Origin of the sequence: Parasutterella muris, from assembly GCF_009767915.1 — a bacterium.
Classification (GTDB): domain Bacteria; phylum Pseudomonadota; class Gammaproteobacteria; order Burkholderiales; family Burkholderiaceae_F; genus Parasutterella; species Parasutterella muris.
This window is the reverse complement of the sequence record NZ_WSRP01000031.1, coordinates 13,753-30,393: the sequence shown is the minus strand read 5'-3', so window position 1 is coordinate 30,393 and position 16,641 is coordinate 13,753. Positions and strand designations below refer to the sequence as shown.

At 49.3% G+C, this 16,641-nt stretch carries 16 protein-coding genes and 2 tRNA genes; 7 read left to right on the top strand and 11 right to left on the bottom strand.

What is annotated here, in order from left to right; all coding sequences use genetic code 11:
• Nucleotides 1-124 precede the first annotated feature (124 nt).
• Complete coding sequence (locus E5987_RS09690) at nucleotides 125-601, bottom strand: phosphate-starvation-inducible PsiE family protein (protein ID WP_160335886.1); 477 nt, start codon at nucleotides 599-601, stop codon at nucleotides 125-127.
• A gap of 124 nt (nucleotides 602-725) precedes the next feature.
• Here E5987_RS09690 and E5987_RS09685 point away from each other — a divergent pair, with 124 nt between their 5' ends.
• Both E5987_RS09685 and E5987_RS09680 read left to right on the top strand, forming a co-directional pair.
• Nucleotides 726-2,480, top strand: a complete 1,755-nt coding sequence (locus tag E5987_RS09685; protein ID WP_160335885.1) for a cation:proton antiporter — start codon at nucleotides 726-728, stop codon at nucleotides 2,478-2,480.
• 13 nt (nucleotides 2,481-2,493) lie between these two features.
• Nucleotides 2,494-4,254, top strand: a complete 1,761-nt coding sequence (locus E5987_RS09680; protein WP_160335884.1) for a cation:proton antiporter — start codon at nucleotides 2,494-2,496, stop codon at nucleotides 4,252-4,254.
• Here E5987_RS09680 and E5987_RS09675 read toward each other — a convergent pair whose 3' ends face one another.
• The 9 genes from E5987_RS09675 to E5987_RS09635 form a co-directional block, all read right to left on the bottom strand.
• Nucleotides 4,255-4,632, bottom strand: coding sequence for an HIT family protein (locus E5987_RS09675; RefSeq protein WP_160335883.1), 378 nt, complete (start codon nucleotides 4,630-4,632; stop codon nucleotides 4,255-4,257).
• A gap of 39 nt (nucleotides 4,633-4,671) precedes the next feature.
• Nucleotides 4,672-5,475, bottom strand: a complete 804-nt coding sequence (locus tag E5987_RS09670) for an IclR family transcriptional regulator (RefSeq protein WP_160335882.1) — start codon at nucleotides 5,473-5,475, stop codon at nucleotides 4,672-4,674.
• Nucleotides 5,476-5,508: 33 nt separating this feature from the next.
• Complete coding sequence (locus E5987_RS09665; RefSeq protein ID WP_160335881.1) at nucleotides 5,509-7,509, bottom strand: heterodisulfide reductase-related iron-sulfur binding cluster; 2,001 nt, start codon at nucleotides 7,507-7,509, stop codon at nucleotides 5,509-5,511.
• Between the two features lie 21 nt (nucleotides 7,510-7,530).
• Nucleotides 7,531-8,031: an RNA 2',3'-cyclic phosphodiesterase gene (thpR, locus tag E5987_RS09660; protein ID WP_160335880.1), complete on the bottom strand. Its 501-nt coding sequence runs from the start codon at nucleotides 8,029-8,031 to the stop codon at nucleotides 7,531-7,533.
• A gap of 17 nt (nucleotides 8,032-8,048) precedes the next feature.
• Nucleotides 8,049-9,107, bottom strand: a complete 1,059-nt coding sequence (locus E5987_RS09655; protein WP_160335879.1) for a quinone-dependent dihydroorotate dehydrogenase — start codon at nucleotides 9,105-9,107, stop codon at nucleotides 8,049-8,051.
• A 201-nt stretch (nucleotides 9,108-9,308) separates the two neighbouring features.
• Nucleotides 9,309-10,085: a leucyl/phenylalanyl-tRNA--protein transferase gene (locus E5987_RS09650; protein WP_160335878.1), complete on the bottom strand. Its 777-nt coding sequence runs from the start codon at nucleotides 10,083-10,085 to the stop codon at nucleotides 9,309-9,311.
• An 11-nt stretch (nucleotides 10,086-10,096) separates the two neighbouring features.
• Entirely contained in the window at nucleotides 10,097-10,645 is a 549-nt protein-coding gene (locus E5987_RS09645; protein ID WP_420901719.1) for an NUDIX hydrolase, read from the bottom strand.
• A 23-nt stretch (nucleotides 10,646-10,668) separates the two neighbouring features.
• A complete protein-coding gene (locus E5987_RS09640; protein ID WP_237178792.1) occupies nucleotides 10,669-11,253 on the bottom strand; it encodes a hypothetical protein in 585 nt (194 codons plus the stop codon).
• A 113-nt stretch (nucleotides 11,254-11,366) separates the two neighbouring features.
• On the bottom strand, nucleotides 11,367-12,635 hold the full coding sequence (locus tag E5987_RS09635; RefSeq protein ID WP_160335876.1) for a hydantoinase/carbamoylase family amidase: 1,269 nt from the start codon (nucleotides 12,633-12,635) through the stop codon (nucleotides 11,367-11,369).
• 252 nt (nucleotides 12,636-12,887) lie between these two features.
• Here E5987_RS09635 and E5987_RS09630 point away from each other — a divergent pair, with 252 nt between their 5' ends.
• The 5 genes from E5987_RS09630 (at nucleotide 12,888) to E5987_RS09610 (ending at nucleotide 15,557) form a co-directional block, all read left to right on the top strand.
• On the top strand, nucleotides 12,888-14,243 hold the full coding sequence (locus E5987_RS09630; protein WP_160335875.1) for an NAD(P)/FAD-dependent oxidoreductase: 1,356 nt from the start codon (nucleotides 12,888-12,890) through the stop codon (nucleotides 14,241-14,243).
• A gap of 98 nt (nucleotides 14,244-14,341) precedes the next feature.
• Nucleotides 14,342-14,418, top strand: a tRNA-Met gene (locus tag E5987_RS09625).
• A gap of 70 nt (nucleotides 14,419-14,488) precedes the next feature.
• Nucleotides 14,489-14,565, top strand: a tRNA-Met gene (locus E5987_RS09620).
• A 340-nt stretch (nucleotides 14,566-14,905) separates the two neighbouring features.
• Nucleotides 14,906-15,079 (top strand): type II toxin-antitoxin system HicA family toxin, encoded by a 174-nt coding sequence (locus E5987_RS09615; protein WP_160335874.1) that lies wholly within the window; start codon nucleotides 14,906-14,908, stop codon nucleotides 15,077-15,079.
• A 52-nt stretch (nucleotides 15,080-15,131) separates the two neighbouring features.
• Nucleotides 15,132-15,557: a hypothetical protein gene (locus E5987_RS09610; protein WP_160335873.1), complete on the top strand. Its 426-nt coding sequence runs from the start codon at nucleotides 15,132-15,134 to the stop codon at nucleotides 15,555-15,557.
• A gap of 126 nt (nucleotides 15,558-15,683) precedes the next feature.
• On the opposite strand, the gene E5987_RS09605 is transcribed toward E5987_RS09610, so the two are convergent.
• On the bottom strand, nucleotides 15,684-16,592 hold the full coding sequence (locus tag E5987_RS09605) for a LysR family transcriptional regulator (RefSeq protein WP_160335872.1): 909 nt from the start codon (nucleotides 16,590-16,592) through the stop codon (nucleotides 15,684-15,686).
• Nucleotides 16,593-16,641: the final 49 nt, after the last annotated feature.

Sequence of the window (16,641 nt, the reverse complement as noted above, 5' to 3'; positions counted from 1 at the left end):
CAGGGATTACTCTTTAAACAGTAAACTTTAACTAGGTTTAACAACATCAAGTAGTCAACCGATTTCAGGAAATGACAAGCCTATCTGGGAATAACTATTAGCACTAATACGAATTGTATTTTTATTATCCCGCATCATTGTTATTTTTAGACGTCACTTTTGCGAGAAGTTTCTTAGCAGATGACATCTTTAAGTCCTCCATTTCGTCATCATGAAGACCTTTGATTTGGCGGGAAATTAATAGAGAAATTGTAAGAATCAATATAGAAATGGAGGTAAGAAGTATCCACTTGCTTGTGAGGTGCTCCATATTAATAATGAGGTAGCGAGCAACAGCGACGACCGTGATGACAAGCGGTGTTTTCAGCTTTAATTCATGCTGACCGAGCGCGTACTGACGCACCATCGACAAAATCTCGATAAAAAGAAACAAAAGCAGAAGGTTCGCAAGACCGATGGTCCTTGAATGGAACATGTCGTAACCTTCGGCGACAATGGCGATTGCGGTTGCGACGGTAATAATCACAAGCGCTCCCGCCTGAATAATTAAAAGCGCGGTCTCAAATTTATCGTTGATTTTTGCAATGAGCGGTTTGTTCATCTGTACTGCCTGATTGATGTTCTATCTACTTACATCGGGGATTATCGTCAATTTCATCCCCCGATTGCGTAAAATTAGTGATTTAAAAACCAACTTTGAGCAGTTAACCCAATCAATACCGAAAATGCATTCTGTTTCACTTATTTCTACGCTCGCGATCGGCTTCGGCGTCGCCCTCGTATTAGGTTTCCTCGCGGAAAAAATTAAAGTGCCAGCGCTTGTCGGATACCTTATCGCAGGTATTTTGGTATCCCCTTCGGTTTTCGGATTCGATGTAGATTTGGCGCTTGCCAATCAGCTCGCAGAAATCGGTGTCATGCTTCTGATGTTCGGTGTCGGCCTGCATTTCTCCTTATCCGATCTGATCAAAGTCAAAGGACTCGTCGTGCCGGGCGCGATCTGCCAAATGATTTCTTCCACGCTCGTCGGGACAGCGCTTTCATACTTCTGGGGTTGGGATTTCGGTCACGCGCTGCTCATGGGGCTTTGTTTATCCTGCGCTTCTACGGTTGTGGTACTCAAAGCGCTTGAGGCAAGAGGCCTGCTGCAGGGCTTTGACGGAAACGTCGCCGTGGGCTGGCTGGTCGTTCAGGATATGGTCACGGTGCTTCTGCTCGTTCTTCTGCCGCCGCTCTCCTCAATGCTCGGCGGACAAGCGCAGAACACTGCGGTGCCGCTCTGGCAGCTCCTTCTCATTACATTCGCTCAGGTGATTGTCTTTATTGTCCTGATGCTCGTGATCGGTAAACGCGTGCTGCCGTTCCTGCTTTGGCAGGTCGCAAAGACCGGCTCTCGCGAACTCTTTACGCTGTGTGTACTGGCGGTCGCGATCGGTATCGCCTTCGGCGCCTCTGAAATCTTCCACGTTTCATTCGCGCTCGGTGCTTTCTTTGCCGGCATGGTTATGCGTGAATCGCAGTATGCGCATCGCGCGGCGATTGAGTCTCTGCCGCTGCGTGACGCGTTCTCTGTGATTTTCTTCGTCGGTGTCGGAATGATGTTCGACCCGTCGGTCATCATGGAGCATCCGTTCCATCTGCTTGGCATTCTGCTCATTATTCTTCTCTTTAACCCGGTCATCGCGACCATCCTCGTGGTGCTTCTTCGCTATCCGCTGCGTACCGCGCTTACTCTCGGTGCCTGCTTGGGGCAGATCGGCGAATTCTCATTTATTTTGGCGGGCCTCGGCCAAAGTCTTGGTCTTGTGACGGAAGAGGGCATGAACTTGGTTCTTGCGGCAGCGATTTTCTCCATCGCGGTCAACCCGTTTGCATTCGCAAGTATGCAAAAGGTCGGCGATTTCCTCAAAAGAAAAAGTAAACTTTTTCGCGTGGCGGCCGCCCGTCCGTCTCCTCAGTCTCTGATGCCTGACGACGTTGAACAAAAGAAAATCACCGGCCATGTCGTGGTTGTCGGTTATGGCGAAGTCGGCAGAAAACTTTGCAATGAATTAAACAAATTAAACATTCCGGTTGTAATCCTTGATAAGGACGATGCTTTGGTGCAGAAGCTCAGACGCAGCAGTTTGACTGCCATTCAGGGCGACGCAGTTGATCCGTCCTCGCTTCTTCAGGCTCACGTACATAAGAGCCCATTATTAATTCTGACAATTCGCGATGAAATCCTGGAGCGTAAGGTGGTTGAAACTTCCAAACTGCTGAATCCGGATATCAAGTTTATTTTGCGTGCAACAACAGACAGTGAAGCCGCTAACATGACCGCAGATAACCTTGGTATGGTGGTTCAGGCATCCAACGCTCTTGCGGATAAAATGTGCGATCTCGTACGCAAAGAATTGCTCGAGGGCGACAATCCTCAGGACAAGGAAATCGTCGAAAACAGCAAAATCCCTCTGGTTCAGCCAACCAACCCATCATAATTGGAGCATATTAATGAGTCACAGTTTCAGTCTTATTTCCACGCTTGCAATCGGTTTTGCGATCGCTTGGATGCTTGGCTTCGTGATGGAAAGAATTAAGGTCCCTGCGTTAGTAGGCTACCTTCTTGCGGGCATTATTATTTCTCCGACGACACCGGGGTTTGTGGGTGACGTTGGTATCGCGGGTCAGCTCTCCGAAATCGGCGTCATGCTGCTGATGTTTGGGGTCGGGCTGCATTTTTCTCTGACGGACCTTCTGCGCGTTAAAAAAATCGCGGTTCCCGGCGCCATTCTGCAGATGGGATTGGCAACTGCGCTTGGCGCGCTGCTTTCGCATTGCTGGGATTGGCCTTGGGGACAATGTATCGTTTTCGGCTTATGTTTATCCTGCGCTTCTACAGTCGTTCTTTTAAAAGGTTTGGAAAGCCGCAGGCTGCTTGAAAGCCATGATGGTCAGATCGCTGTCGGCTGGCTCGTGGTTGAAGACATTATGACCGTTCTGATTCTGGTGCTTTTGCCGCCTCTTGCCTTTATGATGGGCGCGTCTCAGCCGGAGACCGCTGCAGCTGAACCCTTGTGGGAAATTATTCTCTGGACGCTCGCTCGCGTCTTCGGTTTTATTGCGCTGATGCTGATCGTCGGCAAACGCCTTCTGCCTTGGCTTTTGCGTCAAGTGGCTAAAACCGGCTCTCGCGAACTCTTTACGCTTTCAGTGCTGGTCTTTGCGATCGGAATTGCCTACGGAGCTGCGGAAATTTTCCGAGTCTCTTTCGCGCTCGGCGCGTTTTTCTCCGGCATGGTCATGCGTGAGTCCCGATACTCGCACAGAGCCGCTATCGAGTCTCTTCCGCTGCGCGACGCGTTTTCCGTAATTTTCTTCGTCGGCGTGGGCATGATGTTTGATCCGGGAATTCTGATTGAGCAGCCGCTTCACGTACTGGCGGTCCTCGCGATTATTATTCTCGGCAAGGGACTCGTCGCGTTTTTCCTCGTGCTTCTGTTTCGCTACCCGCTGCATACAGCGATTACGGTTTCCGCTTCGCTTGCGCAGATCGGAGAATTCTCATTTATTCTTGCGGCGCTTGGTATCCAGCTCGGAATTCTGCCGCAGGAGGGGATGAGCCTTGTGCTTGCGGGTGCGATTATCTCCATCGCTCTGAATCCTTTCGCGTTCGCGAGCGCGGATTTTGTGCGCGCCTTCATCAAAAAACACTGGGCTTTTGCCCGCCGTATGGATGCACGAACAGATCCGATGTCACTGATGCCCGATGATGTCGATTCTGAGTTTCTGCGCGGACATATCGTACTGATCGGAGACGGAGAAAAAGGCGAGAAAATCCTCAGCCTCCTGCTTGAGCGTAATCTCTCGGTTGTGGTGATCGATGAGAACCGCACAAATGTTGAGTCACTCAGAGAGCGCAAAATCAATGCGGTCTGCGGTGAAGCATCCGACCCTGCGATCCTGATTCAGGCGCATATTCAGGATGCGGCGCTTGTCATTATGGCGGTGGAAAACGAAATTACCTGCCGCAAAATTATGGAGACTGCGCGCCTTCTGAATACAAAAATCGAAGCGATTATGCCTGCCGGCACGGATGAGGAAGCACTTCGTCTCAAGGAAGAAAATGTTGCCGCTTCCTTTGTGCCGGACGATCTGCTCGCCAAAGCGATTGTTCAGTTCGCAATGGAGCGCTACGGCAGACAGGAAGAAGAGGCGAGAATTACAAAAGAATCGCAGGAAATTAAAAAGGCGCTTGACCGAGGCGCTCTGTGATCAGTAGCTTCTCTTAGCGGGAATGACGCCTCGAACTCCGCCTCTCGGGTTTTCAATGTCGCCCTTAAAGCGCGGAATTAAGTGCATATGCACATGAAAAACCGATTGCCCTGCGGCTTCGCTGACATTGACGCCGATGTTAAAACCGTCCGGACGGAATTCATTTTCTATCCGGACTTTCATTTGCCCTAAAAGCTCATGCATGGCCCGAACTTCGTCTTCGGTAAGATCAAAGTAGGAAGCAACATGGCGTTTCGGAATAATGAGCGTGTGACCGGGATTCACCGGAAACCCGTCAAAAATTGCGAATGCGAGCGCGTTTTCCGCTTGAACTTTTAACTGATCGGGAAGATGACAGAAGAGGCACTGCTGCGTCATGATGAAAAAGGCCTTCTTTAGGGCAGGCCGTCAAAGCTGTTAGGAAAAGTCCGGTCGAACGTAAAGTTCTCCGGGTGTTGCGACATACCCTAAATGTTCGGAAATATCGTCGGCCGTATGCTTGAGCTCGCTGATCCAGCCTTCCTGAACATTATTTGCGGGCGATGAGATCGATAAACACGCGACCAATTTGCCCGAATCGTCTCGAATGCCCGCCGCGATGCAGCAGACGCCGAGCTCAAGCTCTTCGTCGTCCTTGGCAAATCCGAGTGTTTTGACTCGATTTAATTCATTGATCAGCTGATCCAAATCCGTAATGCTTTTCGGCGTGGAAGGCTCAAGGTTGGTTCTGAGCGCATAGGCTCTGATCTGCTCAAAAGAATCTTCCGAGAGAAAAAGTTTGCCGGAACTTGTCGTATGAAGCGGGGCAGTCGCGCCGATCGTGCGCACAACCTGAATTCCGGGGCGCTCGCGCATAATGCGGTCAATATAAACAATCGAATCATTCTGACGAATCGAAAGATTAACCGTCTGACGAGTCAGATTATGCAGGCGCTGCATCCCGGATTTAGCGGTATCTCGAACGGAAATCCGCTCTCTGACCAAATTGCCGAGCTGGAGAAAGCGCAGACCTAAACGATAAGTCCCCGCAACCGATCCTTTTTCCACAAAACGAAGCCGAACCAAATCATTCAAAATTCGGTAGCAGGTGGAAACATGCAGACTCGTTTCATCGGCAATGACCTTGAGGCTGACAGGTTCATGATGCTGAGTCAAAACTCTCAGAATCGCGCTGGTGCGGTCAAGCACCTGAATGTTTGCCTTGTAAGCGGAATTTTCCATTGGGTAGTTTTAATTCATTAATACTTCTATTGATTATTTTAGATTTTTCGCAATAATTTCGGCAACATCCGCAATTGAAATTTCAGATAGTGATTTATCCTGAGACTTGGCCGAATCAAACATCGACAGACAGAACGGGCAGCTCGTTGCGACCTTGTCGCATCCGGTCGTATCGACGATCGCTTTCAGGCGGATAACGTTAAGGCGCTCTGAAGCGTCCGTATCGGTCCAGAACTGACCGCCGCCCGCGCCGCAGCAAGTCGTATTGCATCCCCATTCCTTCGGATTGACGGTTTCAAGACCTTCAACCTTATTCAGATCAAAGCGCGGAGCGTTGATGATTTGGTTATAGCGGGCGTAATAGCAGGCGTCATGAACCGCAATGCGCTCTTTTTCAGACAGGGACGCTTTAATGCGGCCCGCATCCATCTGTTCGGCAATGAACTGAACATGCGAAATAACGTTGAACTGACCGCGTTCAAACTCGGGATAATCGTTCTTCAGCGTATTGAAGCAGTGCGGGCAGTGCGCAAGAATGCGGCTGAACGTATACTGGCGCAGGTTTTCAATATTCATCTGAGTCTGAATCTGGAAGAGATACTCTTCGCCGACACGCCGAGCGTATTCCGCATTGCACATTTCTTCAGCCATGACAGCGAAACTCAGACCGGAAGCGCGCAGGATTTTAATCATGGCACGCGCGATCTTCTGGTTGCGTTTATCGTAAGAAGCGGAGCAGCCGACCCAATACAGAATATCGTAGTGGACTCCGGGTTCCGCAAACGGAATGTCTAAATCCTTAGCCCATGCAAAGCGCTCGTCCGGGTCCAGGCCCCAGGGATTGCCCACCGATTGAATATTCTGCAGTGTCTTTGCGACGCCTTCGGCAAATTGTCCTTCCTCCATACCGACGGAACGTCTCATCTGGGCGATGGTATTGACAATCTCAATGCGGGAAGGGCACTGTTCGACGCACGCGCCGCAGGTAGTGCAGGAAAGAAGCGCTTCTTTGGAAACTACATCCGGAACAAGAATATCTTCGGACTTGCTGTAGCCTTCTTCCATGCGTTTTTTAAGCGAAAGAATAATTTCTCGCGGATCAAGCGGGCCGCCCGCACGGTTGACCGGACACACCGATGTACAGCGGCCGCATTCAACACAGGCGTCAAAGTTCAGACGATCGTGCCAGCTGAACTGACCAAACTTGGAAATACCAAAGATTTCCTGCTCCTCAATGTCGTCAATTTTTTCAAGCAGTCCTCTCGGTTTGGTTCTCTGCCAGTAAATGCTGGTCGGACTCTTATACATATGAGAAAAGTAGGTTGCCGGAATGAGCGCAACAAAAGCGAGAGAAATCAGACCGTGGAAAATCCAAACCCAGAGATGCTGCGCCTCGAGCTGCTCTTTGCTCATGCCGCTGTAGAACACCTGCGCAATGAAGTTGCCGACGGGCGACCATACAGCATGCGCGGGCTGCTCTTCGGCAAGACGAAGCGCTTCCACAATGTAGCCGGTGATAATGATGACTGCGAGAGAACCGAGAATGTAAATAAAACGCATCGACTTTTCAAACTGACGGCCTTCTTTAATAAAGCGTCGGTAAAAAGCCATCCCCAAGCCGATCAGACAGACCACGCCGGCAATATCCAAAATCAGCTTATAAAAATAGTAAACACCGCCCGCAAGGAACTGCTTGCCGAAAATCAGTTTGCCGATATCCCAGTCCAGTACGGCGAGCGCAGTCCCGAAAAACAGAAATACAAAGCCCCAGAAAATCCAAAAATGGAGTCTGCTTCCGAGCGGCTTGCGCACGATGCGTTTCTGCAGCAGGCCCTCACGATAGAAAAATCCCCAGCGGCGTTTGGTTTCCTTATCCATAGCGTAGGGCTTGCCCGCGCGCCAAAGCAGATAGGACTTGCGGATGCCTAAGGCGCAGATAACGCAGGCCGCAATTCCGATGACGTAGATCCCGATAATTGCCCATACGGGGATATTCCAAAACCCCGGGCGGGTAACAATTTCGACTCCGTTCATGTTTGACTCTCTTTCTGATAGTTAGATCGGAACATAGACGCGCTTTCCGTCTTCGTCCAGTTTGGATTCAAATAGTCTTGCTCTGAGGATCGGCCACTCAAAGGGATGCGTGACCACGGGTTCATCCAAATGGGAATTTCTCAGAACTGTAATATGGGGTGTAAAGCGGCTTTTTTCATCAAAAGGAATGTTCAGCGTATGAAGAATTTCCGCCGCTTCGCGAGCCAGATGGAAAATCGGTTCATAGCGCTCGCCGCTGACGTAAAAGACTTTCGGACGAACAAACCGGCCGCTTCGGGTAATGCTCCAGCTCCTTGAGCTGAAATCCGTCATGATGTCCACGCCCTGAGCGACGAGCTGAGCCTGCTCGGGTGTGATCTCTCCGATAAACGCAAGCGTGACGTGGAAGTTTTCAGCCGGAATAATACGAGACGCAGGATCAAGCGAGAACGCTCGTTTCTGCAGTTCGCAAAGATGGGGCACCGCTTCTTTCGCAGCCGGCAGTCCGATAAAACACTTCATATGGATTCGGCGTTTAATTAAGCTTTATTCAGAGAACGCCACTGCGCGATCGCTTCAGAGCAATCCGCGATCAGCTCGGGCCCCTTAAAGATAAAGCCGGTATAGAGCTGAACAATGGATGCGCCGGCTTTCATTTTCTCAACCGCGTCCTTGGCTTCCATGACTCCGCCCGAAGCGATAATCGGGAGTCTTCCCTGAAGGTGTTCCGAGGCAAGACGGCAGACTTCGGTGGATCTTTCCATGAGCGGTTTGCCGGAAAGACCGCCTGTCTCTTTAGAGAGCGGATTATGCGCGACCGGCTCACGGGTAATCGTGGTGTTGGTGCAGATCACGCCGTCCATTCCGTGCTTCACAATAATATCAAGCGCGGAACGAATACCGTCGTCGCTGAGGTCAGGGGCGAGCTTAACCGCGATCGGTACGATTTTGCCTTCGTTCTGATCCGTGAGTTTACGGCGGTGCTCCGCGATGCCGCCGAGCAGATGATCCAGCTCGGCGTCCGCCTGTAAATCACGAAGATTCGGCGTATTGGGAGAAGAAATATTAATAGCGATATAGTCGCCGCTCATGTAGAGGCGATCCATGCACTTAATGTAGTCGCTGAGCGCATCTTCGTTCGGCGTGACTTTATTTTTGCCGATATTGACGCCGAGGATGCCGCCTCTGTTGCGGAAAGCTCTTGCGCTCTGAAGGTTCTTTGCGACCTGAATCGCGCCTACGTTATTAAAGCCCATGCGGTTGATGATGGCGTCGTCCTTAACCAGACGGAAGCATCTCGGCTTCGGATTGCCGGGCTGACCTTTAGGCGTGACGGTACCGATTTCCACAGAACCGAATCCTAAGGCGCCGAAAGCGGTAACGTGCTCTCCGTCTTTGTCCATGCCGGCGGCAAGTCCGACGCAGTTAGGGAAACGCAGTCCCATTACTTCGATAGGATCTTCAGGGAAACGACGCGTAACGAGTTTCTGGAGACCAAACTGAGTGATCCAGTCAAGATTCGAGAGAATAATGTGATGCGCCTGTTCCGGTGTAAAGCGAAACAGCACGGTCTTAGCGGCTTTGTATAAGGCGTTCATAGCGGTCCGTGAATAATAGTTTGCCGAAAATTTTCCAAAATAATGTTCGATTCGTTCTTCTCGTAGGTACAAATAAACCTTCCGAGGAATCGGAATAGAAAAAGTATAGCAATGCAAATGCGCCGCTGTCTGAATCGGGTATTAAAGTTTTACCTAAATGCCCGTGAAATCGTTGTATTTAAAAGAGAGCGATAAAAGAAACTATTTATCCGAGAGGAGAATTCCGAGACAATCGTTGAGTGAGCGGCCGCAATAGAGTCGCCAGTCAATAGGATCTCGTGCGGTCTCTTTCTGAAGAGATTGATAAAAGTCTGAGCCGCTCAGTTCTGTTCCGCCGAGACTGATGAGATGCTCGGTCGCTTCCTGACAGTCAATCATATGAACGGATTCGCTGCGGGCGATAGAGCAGAGCGTGGAAAGCGCGAGCTTGGAAAGATCGGGAAGGGTGGTAAACATGGATTCTCCGTACAGCATCCTTCCGATGGAATCAAATATGAGACCCGCGGCAAGTTTGCCGTCAACCCGGCATTCGATCGTATGAAAGAATCCGTCTTTCATGCTTTCAAGATATGCGCGTCTCAAAGGACGGCTGATCCATGTGCCGTCCTGTCCCGGGCGAGCGGCAGCGCAGCCGCTTAGGACATCTTCCGGAGCATGGTCTAAGAAAATCTCAAGCTTGTGTTTAATCCCGTCCCTTCGATAAACATTCTGAAGCGCGTCTCTAATCCGCTTGCGAAGCGAATGAGAAATGATCAGCTGACTCGGATCGAGTACCAAACGCGGATCGGTAAAAAACCACAGGTAGGGCGCAGAGACCGACCACGGGAACACGCCTTTAGCGTAACCCGCACGAAGCATCTCTGCGCGAAGCGTATCGGAAAAAGCGACAATACCTTCATAACGCTGCTTGTAAATCGGATTCAGCGGATTGAGAACCTTAAAGCTGTCCGCACCGCTGATGAATTTAATCTCCGACATGACGGCAAATCCTATAAAAACTTGCCCGGGGTGTGCTTTTCAATGTAATGAAAGCCGAAGGCGCCTTTTTTCAGATCCGCAAAAAATAAGCGCAGAGATTTTTCCACCGAGTTAAAGGCGAGCTTGTCCCACGGAATTTCCTCTTCGCTAAAAAGCCTAGCTTCAAAGGTTTCCGGTCCGGGGTTAACGCTTTCGTCTTTCATGCGCGCAAGAAACATCAGATGAAGCTGATCGGCGTGCGCAATATCCAGAAGGATGTAGGGCGCAGAAGGAATCTCCGCATGGATTCCGGCTTCTTCCTCGGTTTCTCTCTCAGCGCCTTCGCGTGTTGTTTCCTGAACCTCCTGGTGACCCGCGGGAAGTGTCCAGTATCCGAGCCTCGGCTCGATAGCCCGACGGCAGAGCAGCACCTTGTCGCCGAGATAAGGTACCGTACCGACAATATTTATCGGATTGATATAGGCGATATAGCCGCAGGACGGGCAAACATCGCGCTCGTGCGTATCTCCTTCGGGTATTTCCCGTTTAGTCGGGTGGCCGCATTTTTCACAAAAATGAATTTCTCTTTTGCCCATACTGATATCTATTTGAAGCGATCGATGCTCACCGGCTCACGCTGCGTAAAGACCTCCGGACGAGAAAGCAGCATTCCGAGGATTTGATACTTGTACTCAAGATATTTGGCATGAGCTTCCTTGCTGACGCTCCCTTCCTGGTGACGCACAACTTCTTCAAGCCACTGCTGAGTAAAGATGCTCGGATCAAGAACATAAGACATCGCCTTATCTTTATAGGCGACCTCAAAATACATTCTTCCGCCGGCCGGTGTCGCAGGCGCAAAATCCGGTCCGATCGAAAGATCCAAGGTAAATCTGCCTTGTGTTACCGCTCTTGTAACAAGTTCTATTCCGTCTCGAACCTCGTCACCGGGGAAGGAGGTCCTGAATTTAAATTCTTTACGGAAAGGAATCCTTCCGGGGCAAAGGTCTTCGGAAGCAGCGAGAATGAGGCGCAGGACCACTCCGCTGGCGATAAGTCCGCGCGCGCCGCTGTAGCGCATCAGATCCTCACGCTGAAAGGCAATCTGACCTTCATCGTCCTGGACAATTAAAAATGTCGGTGCTTTGTAATACATTTGATTCATTACTCGGTTTACGTTAGTAGGCAATTATAGTTCCGAGTGATACACAAGGGCTTGAAGAAGAAAAAAGCGGGCAGATGAGTGGAGGGTCTCAACTGCCCGCAAAAACAGGGATATCAGTGGATTCAAAAGGAGATTAGTTATTTATTGTCATAATCACATACAGTGTGCCAAAGCAGTTCGGCGCCCTGGATGAAATCTTCAAGCTTCATGGCTTCACGCCAGTTATGGGAACCGTTCTGATTAGCGACGAAAATCATGCCGACAGGAACACCGGCGTTGGAGAGAACCGCTGCGTCGTGGCCGGCGCCGCTCGGGATTGAGAGCGCGTTAAGGCTGTGATCGGCTGCGGCCTTTTCGATTCTTCCGCGAACCTGAGGATCCACACCGCTCGCTTCACAGACAAGAACATTGTCGAATTCGAAGCGGACGCCTCTTTCTTTAGCGATTTCATCGCATTCAGCCAGCATCAGATTATGGAATCGATAAAGCGTATCCATGGAAAGGCTTCTCATATCAAGACCGAAAGTAACCTCTCCGGGAATAATCGCAATCGCTGCGGTTTTAGCAGTGTTTACGACGCCGCATGTGAAGACCAGATCTTCGCCCGCATCAAGCCATTCTTTCCAGTGTTTGTCCATTCTGCTAAGAAGATCCGCGAGCGCGAGTACCGCGTCGTGTCTGAATTCACGATTAACCGCACCGGAATGCGCAGTTTCGCCGATAACTCTGCAGATCTTGTGACGCAGATTGCCTCGAATACCGGTAACGGCAGCTATGCGGTGTGTCGGATTGTTTTCCAGAGTGGGGCCTTGCTCGATATGAAGTTCAATAAAGGCGGCAATGTTGGAGAGCTCTTTAAGCGGTTTTCCGCTTGTCATGGCAACAGGATCGAACCCGGCGTCTTTAATCGTATCGAAAAGCGTACGGTCGCTGATACGGTGTCTCAGCTGCACTTCTTCCGGTTTAAGGTTTCCGGTAAGCGCTAATGAGCCGACATAGGCTCTGCCAAACCAGGAGCTTTCTTCCATGCGTGTGACTAAAACCGTGTAATCACGCTCGAGCTGAACATTCAGTCGATCAAGCATATCCGCAACCGTCATAGCAGCGCAGACCCCTGCAAGACCATCGTAGTTTCCGCCCTCGGGAACGGAATCTCCGTGAGAACCGGAAACGATGCCGGGGAGACTGCGGTTTTTACCGGGACGTGTAATCCACAAATTGCCGGCCGGATCGATTTCAATTTCCATATTTAGGCGCTTTGCCTCGGAAATAACCAAATCGTGGACGTACTGCTCATGAGGTCCGTAACCCTGACGGGATACGCCGCGTCCGTCACGGCTTTCTTCACGAATCTGATTTAAAAACCGTTCTGCATAAGGTGAAGCGAGAGTCTGAAAATTAGTCATTTAATCTTGAGAATGTGGGGTTGTAATAATTTAATTCTATGCAAGCAAATCAAAACTGAGAGTTAGTTAAATCATGAACTTAAGTTATTTAAAACTTGTTATCGATTTGATCCTAATAAACATAAAAAGCCGTGCCGCAGTAGGCGTCTGTTACAGATTTTCGCACTTGAAAACAAGTTCTCATCTGAATGGGTGATGACAGTTGAATAGGAATGTATAAAAATCAGCGCATAGAACTTAGAGGACTTTTCAATGGATCGGTTAATGGATATTCCGAGCTCGGCAGAACTCAAACGAGTCGTTGTTGTCGGAGGAGGTTTTGCAGGACTGAATTTCTGCAAAAGGCTAAAAGATGAGCGGTTTCAGATTGTTCTTCTGGACAAAACCAATCATCACAATTTCCAGCCGCTCCTCTATCAGGTAGCGACAGCCGGCGTTGAGCCTTCGTCCATTTCATTTCCGTTTCGCAGCTTGTTTGCCGGCAGAAAAAACTTCCATATCCGCATGTGCGAAGTCTTGGAAACCGACGCTGAAACTCAGGAAGTCAAAACTTCGATCGGCAGACTGCATTATGACTATCTCGTCATAGCAACAGGCTGCGACACTAATTACTTTGGAAACAAAGCGCTGGAAGAAAACACCATGGCGCTGAAAACAACCGCCGAGGCACTGTACAACAGAAACCACATCCTGGAGAGTTTTGAAAGAGCAGTAGATACGGACGACATGCAGGAGCGCGAAAAGCTTCTGACTTTTGTGGTTGTCGGAGGCGGTGCCACCGGTGTTGAACTTGCCGGAGCCTTAGCCGAGATGCGACGCTTTGTTCTTCGCAAAGATTATCCGGACTTAGACGTTGACAAGATGAGAATCATTTTGGTCGACGGCAAGGATCGTCTTTTGTACTCATTTAAGCCGAAATCTTCTCGAGAAGCTGAGGAGTATCTTCGTTACCGCGGCGTTGAGCTGAAACAGAAAACGCGTGTTCTTGGATATGAGAATGAAGTGCTGCGGCTCAGCAATGAGGAAATTCCCACCGCGAACGTGTTTTGGACAGCTGGTGTTATCGCAAATTCGATGGGCGGGTTCAGCTCAGACATGTATGGCCATGGGAATCGCCTGATTGTTGACGAATTTAACCGAGTCGGCGGATACAAAAACGTGTTTGCCTTAGGCGATACTGCGCTCATGAAGCAGAAAGACTGGCCGGACGGTCATCCGCAGGTTGCCCAGCCGGCAATGCAGCAGGCGGACAACTGCGCAGACAACATTCTCGCGATGGAGAACGGGGAAGCGCTTAAACCGTTTAAATATCATGACCGAGGTTCCATGGCAACGATCGGCCGCAATCATGCCGTCGTTGAAACGAAAGGTTTAGTGTTTGGAGGATTTTTAGGCTGGTTGGTTTGGCTGGTCATCCATCTGATGAATATTGTCGGATTCAAGAACCGTCTTTTAATCTTCATTGACTGGGTATGGAGTTATTTCACGCACAACTCGAACCTGCGCATTGTTGTTCGGCCGTTAATCAAAGGAGATCGTCTGTACCGGCTGATGAAAGCTCAGGAGCAGATCCGCGAGCAGAAACACAAGAAGACGGACAATTCCTAGAGCGCAATTTGGGTTCACGTTGTGGAGGTCATGTTGCACAATGTGAATTCTCATGTTATAGTGTCGATCTCGGTTGATTGATTCAACCGTTAGCTGATTGCGGGGTGGAGCAGTCTGGTAGCTCGTCGGGCTCATAACCCGAAGGTCACAGGTTCAAATCCTGTCTCCGCTACCAATTTCCTAGCGAAGTTGGTTTTTCAAGTTTGCAAGCTTGAATGTAAAACATCAGCAAAGGCCAGAATAATTGCGGGGTGGAGCAGTCTGGTAGCTCGTCGGGCTCATAACCCGAAGGTCACAGGTTCAAATCCTGTCTCCGCTACCAATACGGTCGGTTCTGAAAGTTCGGGACCGACTTTTTCGATTCCTGAGTTCATTTTTGCGCAAAAACCGAGCTTACAGTTTATCGTTCTCAATGTCAGAACTTCGGAATTTTTGTACTCCCAAACAAAGCAAATGCCTTTTGGGGCTTTTTACTTAGACCTCGTATTCTCCATGCCTGCTGACGCTGCTCATTAACGGCCATCGGGAGAGTTAGAAAGACATCTTTTTCCCTTTTAACGTCTTCACGGGCTTTCTTCAACCATCGATAAAAAAAAGTAAATGGAAAAGTTGGCTTAGTATTAGAAAATGTTTACTATACTTCTGTTACTAAGGAGTTTTGAATGAAATATGGCCAGTTCATCAAAGCTCTTAAGGACAAAGGAGTGAAAGTGGATGATGGCACTAGGCATTTGAAGCTTTCATACGGCGGTAAACAAACTTGTTGCAAAAGACATCCGACGGAAGAATATCCGCCGATACTCTTAGCAAAAATTTTGAAACAGCTCGGGCTTTGAACTCAAGTAGCAGGCGGGAGAAACCCCGCCTTTCACAACTTCGGAGGCGTTTATGAGATTATCTTACCCGTGTGAGGTATCGAGAGATCCTGAATCCGGTCAGGTTATTTTGGAGTGCAAGAATCCGTCAGCGTTTGCTTTTGGAGATAGCTTGGAAGCTGCAGAAATGGATATGCACTCATTGCTGCTTGACTGCGTTGCTGATTATGTTGACGAAGGAAAAATCTTCCCAACTACAGTAAAACGTCCCAAAAAAAATGAAGTTTCTGTTGAGCTGACTGCTAGTGAAACCGTCAAAGTTTTATTTCTCAATTCGATGATAGAAACGAGGACTAAACCGATCCAGATAGCCAGGCGATTAGGAGTAGCAAAACAGGAAGTTACTCGAATCCTGAACCCGAGACAAAAGACGAAGATTGACACTCTAGAGAGGGCAATTGAAGCAACAGGAAAGAAACTGATTTATTCAGTTGTCTGACTGATATTAATGCAATAAAAAAGCCCGCGAAACTGCACACCAATGACTAATCAGTCCCTCTGTTTTCGCGGGGATTTATCTTAAACGCCGAGAAGTTCAAGGCCGTCTCTTATAAAAGTGCGGATTCTAAGGAGCTGTTATTTCGCTCTTCAGCGCAAGCTCATCATTAATGTCTTTGATATGCTGAAGAAATCTCTGACACACTAAATTTAAATTGGTGTCCCTCGACCAGGCAAGCGTGATTTTGGCGGTTAAGGGAGGATCAAGCGGTAAAAACTGAAGATCATCAAAAGATTCGTAGCCGCCGACATGCTCTAAACACAGCAGCGTGCCAAGCTTTTCCCGAACCATCAGTACTGCGCTTGAAGGAAGATTAAAGTAGCCTCGTAACTGAAGCTGCTCCGGAGCGTATCCGAGCCAGCCGGTAAATTCTTCACGCTTAAAGGCCTGCAGTGAACCTAATAACTGCAGATTCTTCAAGTCCATCGGACCGACTTTATCTCTCCCGGCAAGCACACTGTCTTTACGGCAAATCACGCCCCATCGATCTTCAACATTCAATTCAAGTGTCACATACGGAGACGTATTGACCTTGCCAATGAACAAACCGAACTGCGAAACACCGCTGGTTAAGTGTTCCGCGATAAGCGGTTCGTGTCCGCTGATGACTTCAAAAACAACTTTTGGGGACTCCTGCTGCAGCCGCTTCAGCGCCATTGCAATGTACTTAAAGGCACAGGTTTCTCCGGCCGTAATCATGATTTTCCCGCTCAGTCCTTCAAAATGAACCAACTCGTCACGAGTGCGGTCAAACAGATCCACAATCGATCTCGCGCGCTTGAATAAAAACTCTCCCTGCGGCGTGAGCTTCAGCTTGCGCTGACTCCGATCAAAGAGGCTCTGTCCGAGTTCATCCTCAAGTTCGGCGAGCTGACGCGATAAATTCGGCTGAGTCGTGTGCAGAAACTCAGCGGCAGATGTGAGATTCGGCAGTGAAGCTGCCGCAAGAAAATATCGAAGGACGCGAATATTCATAATTAATTCTTATAAAAATTATGAAAACAAACAATTAGTAATTATAAAG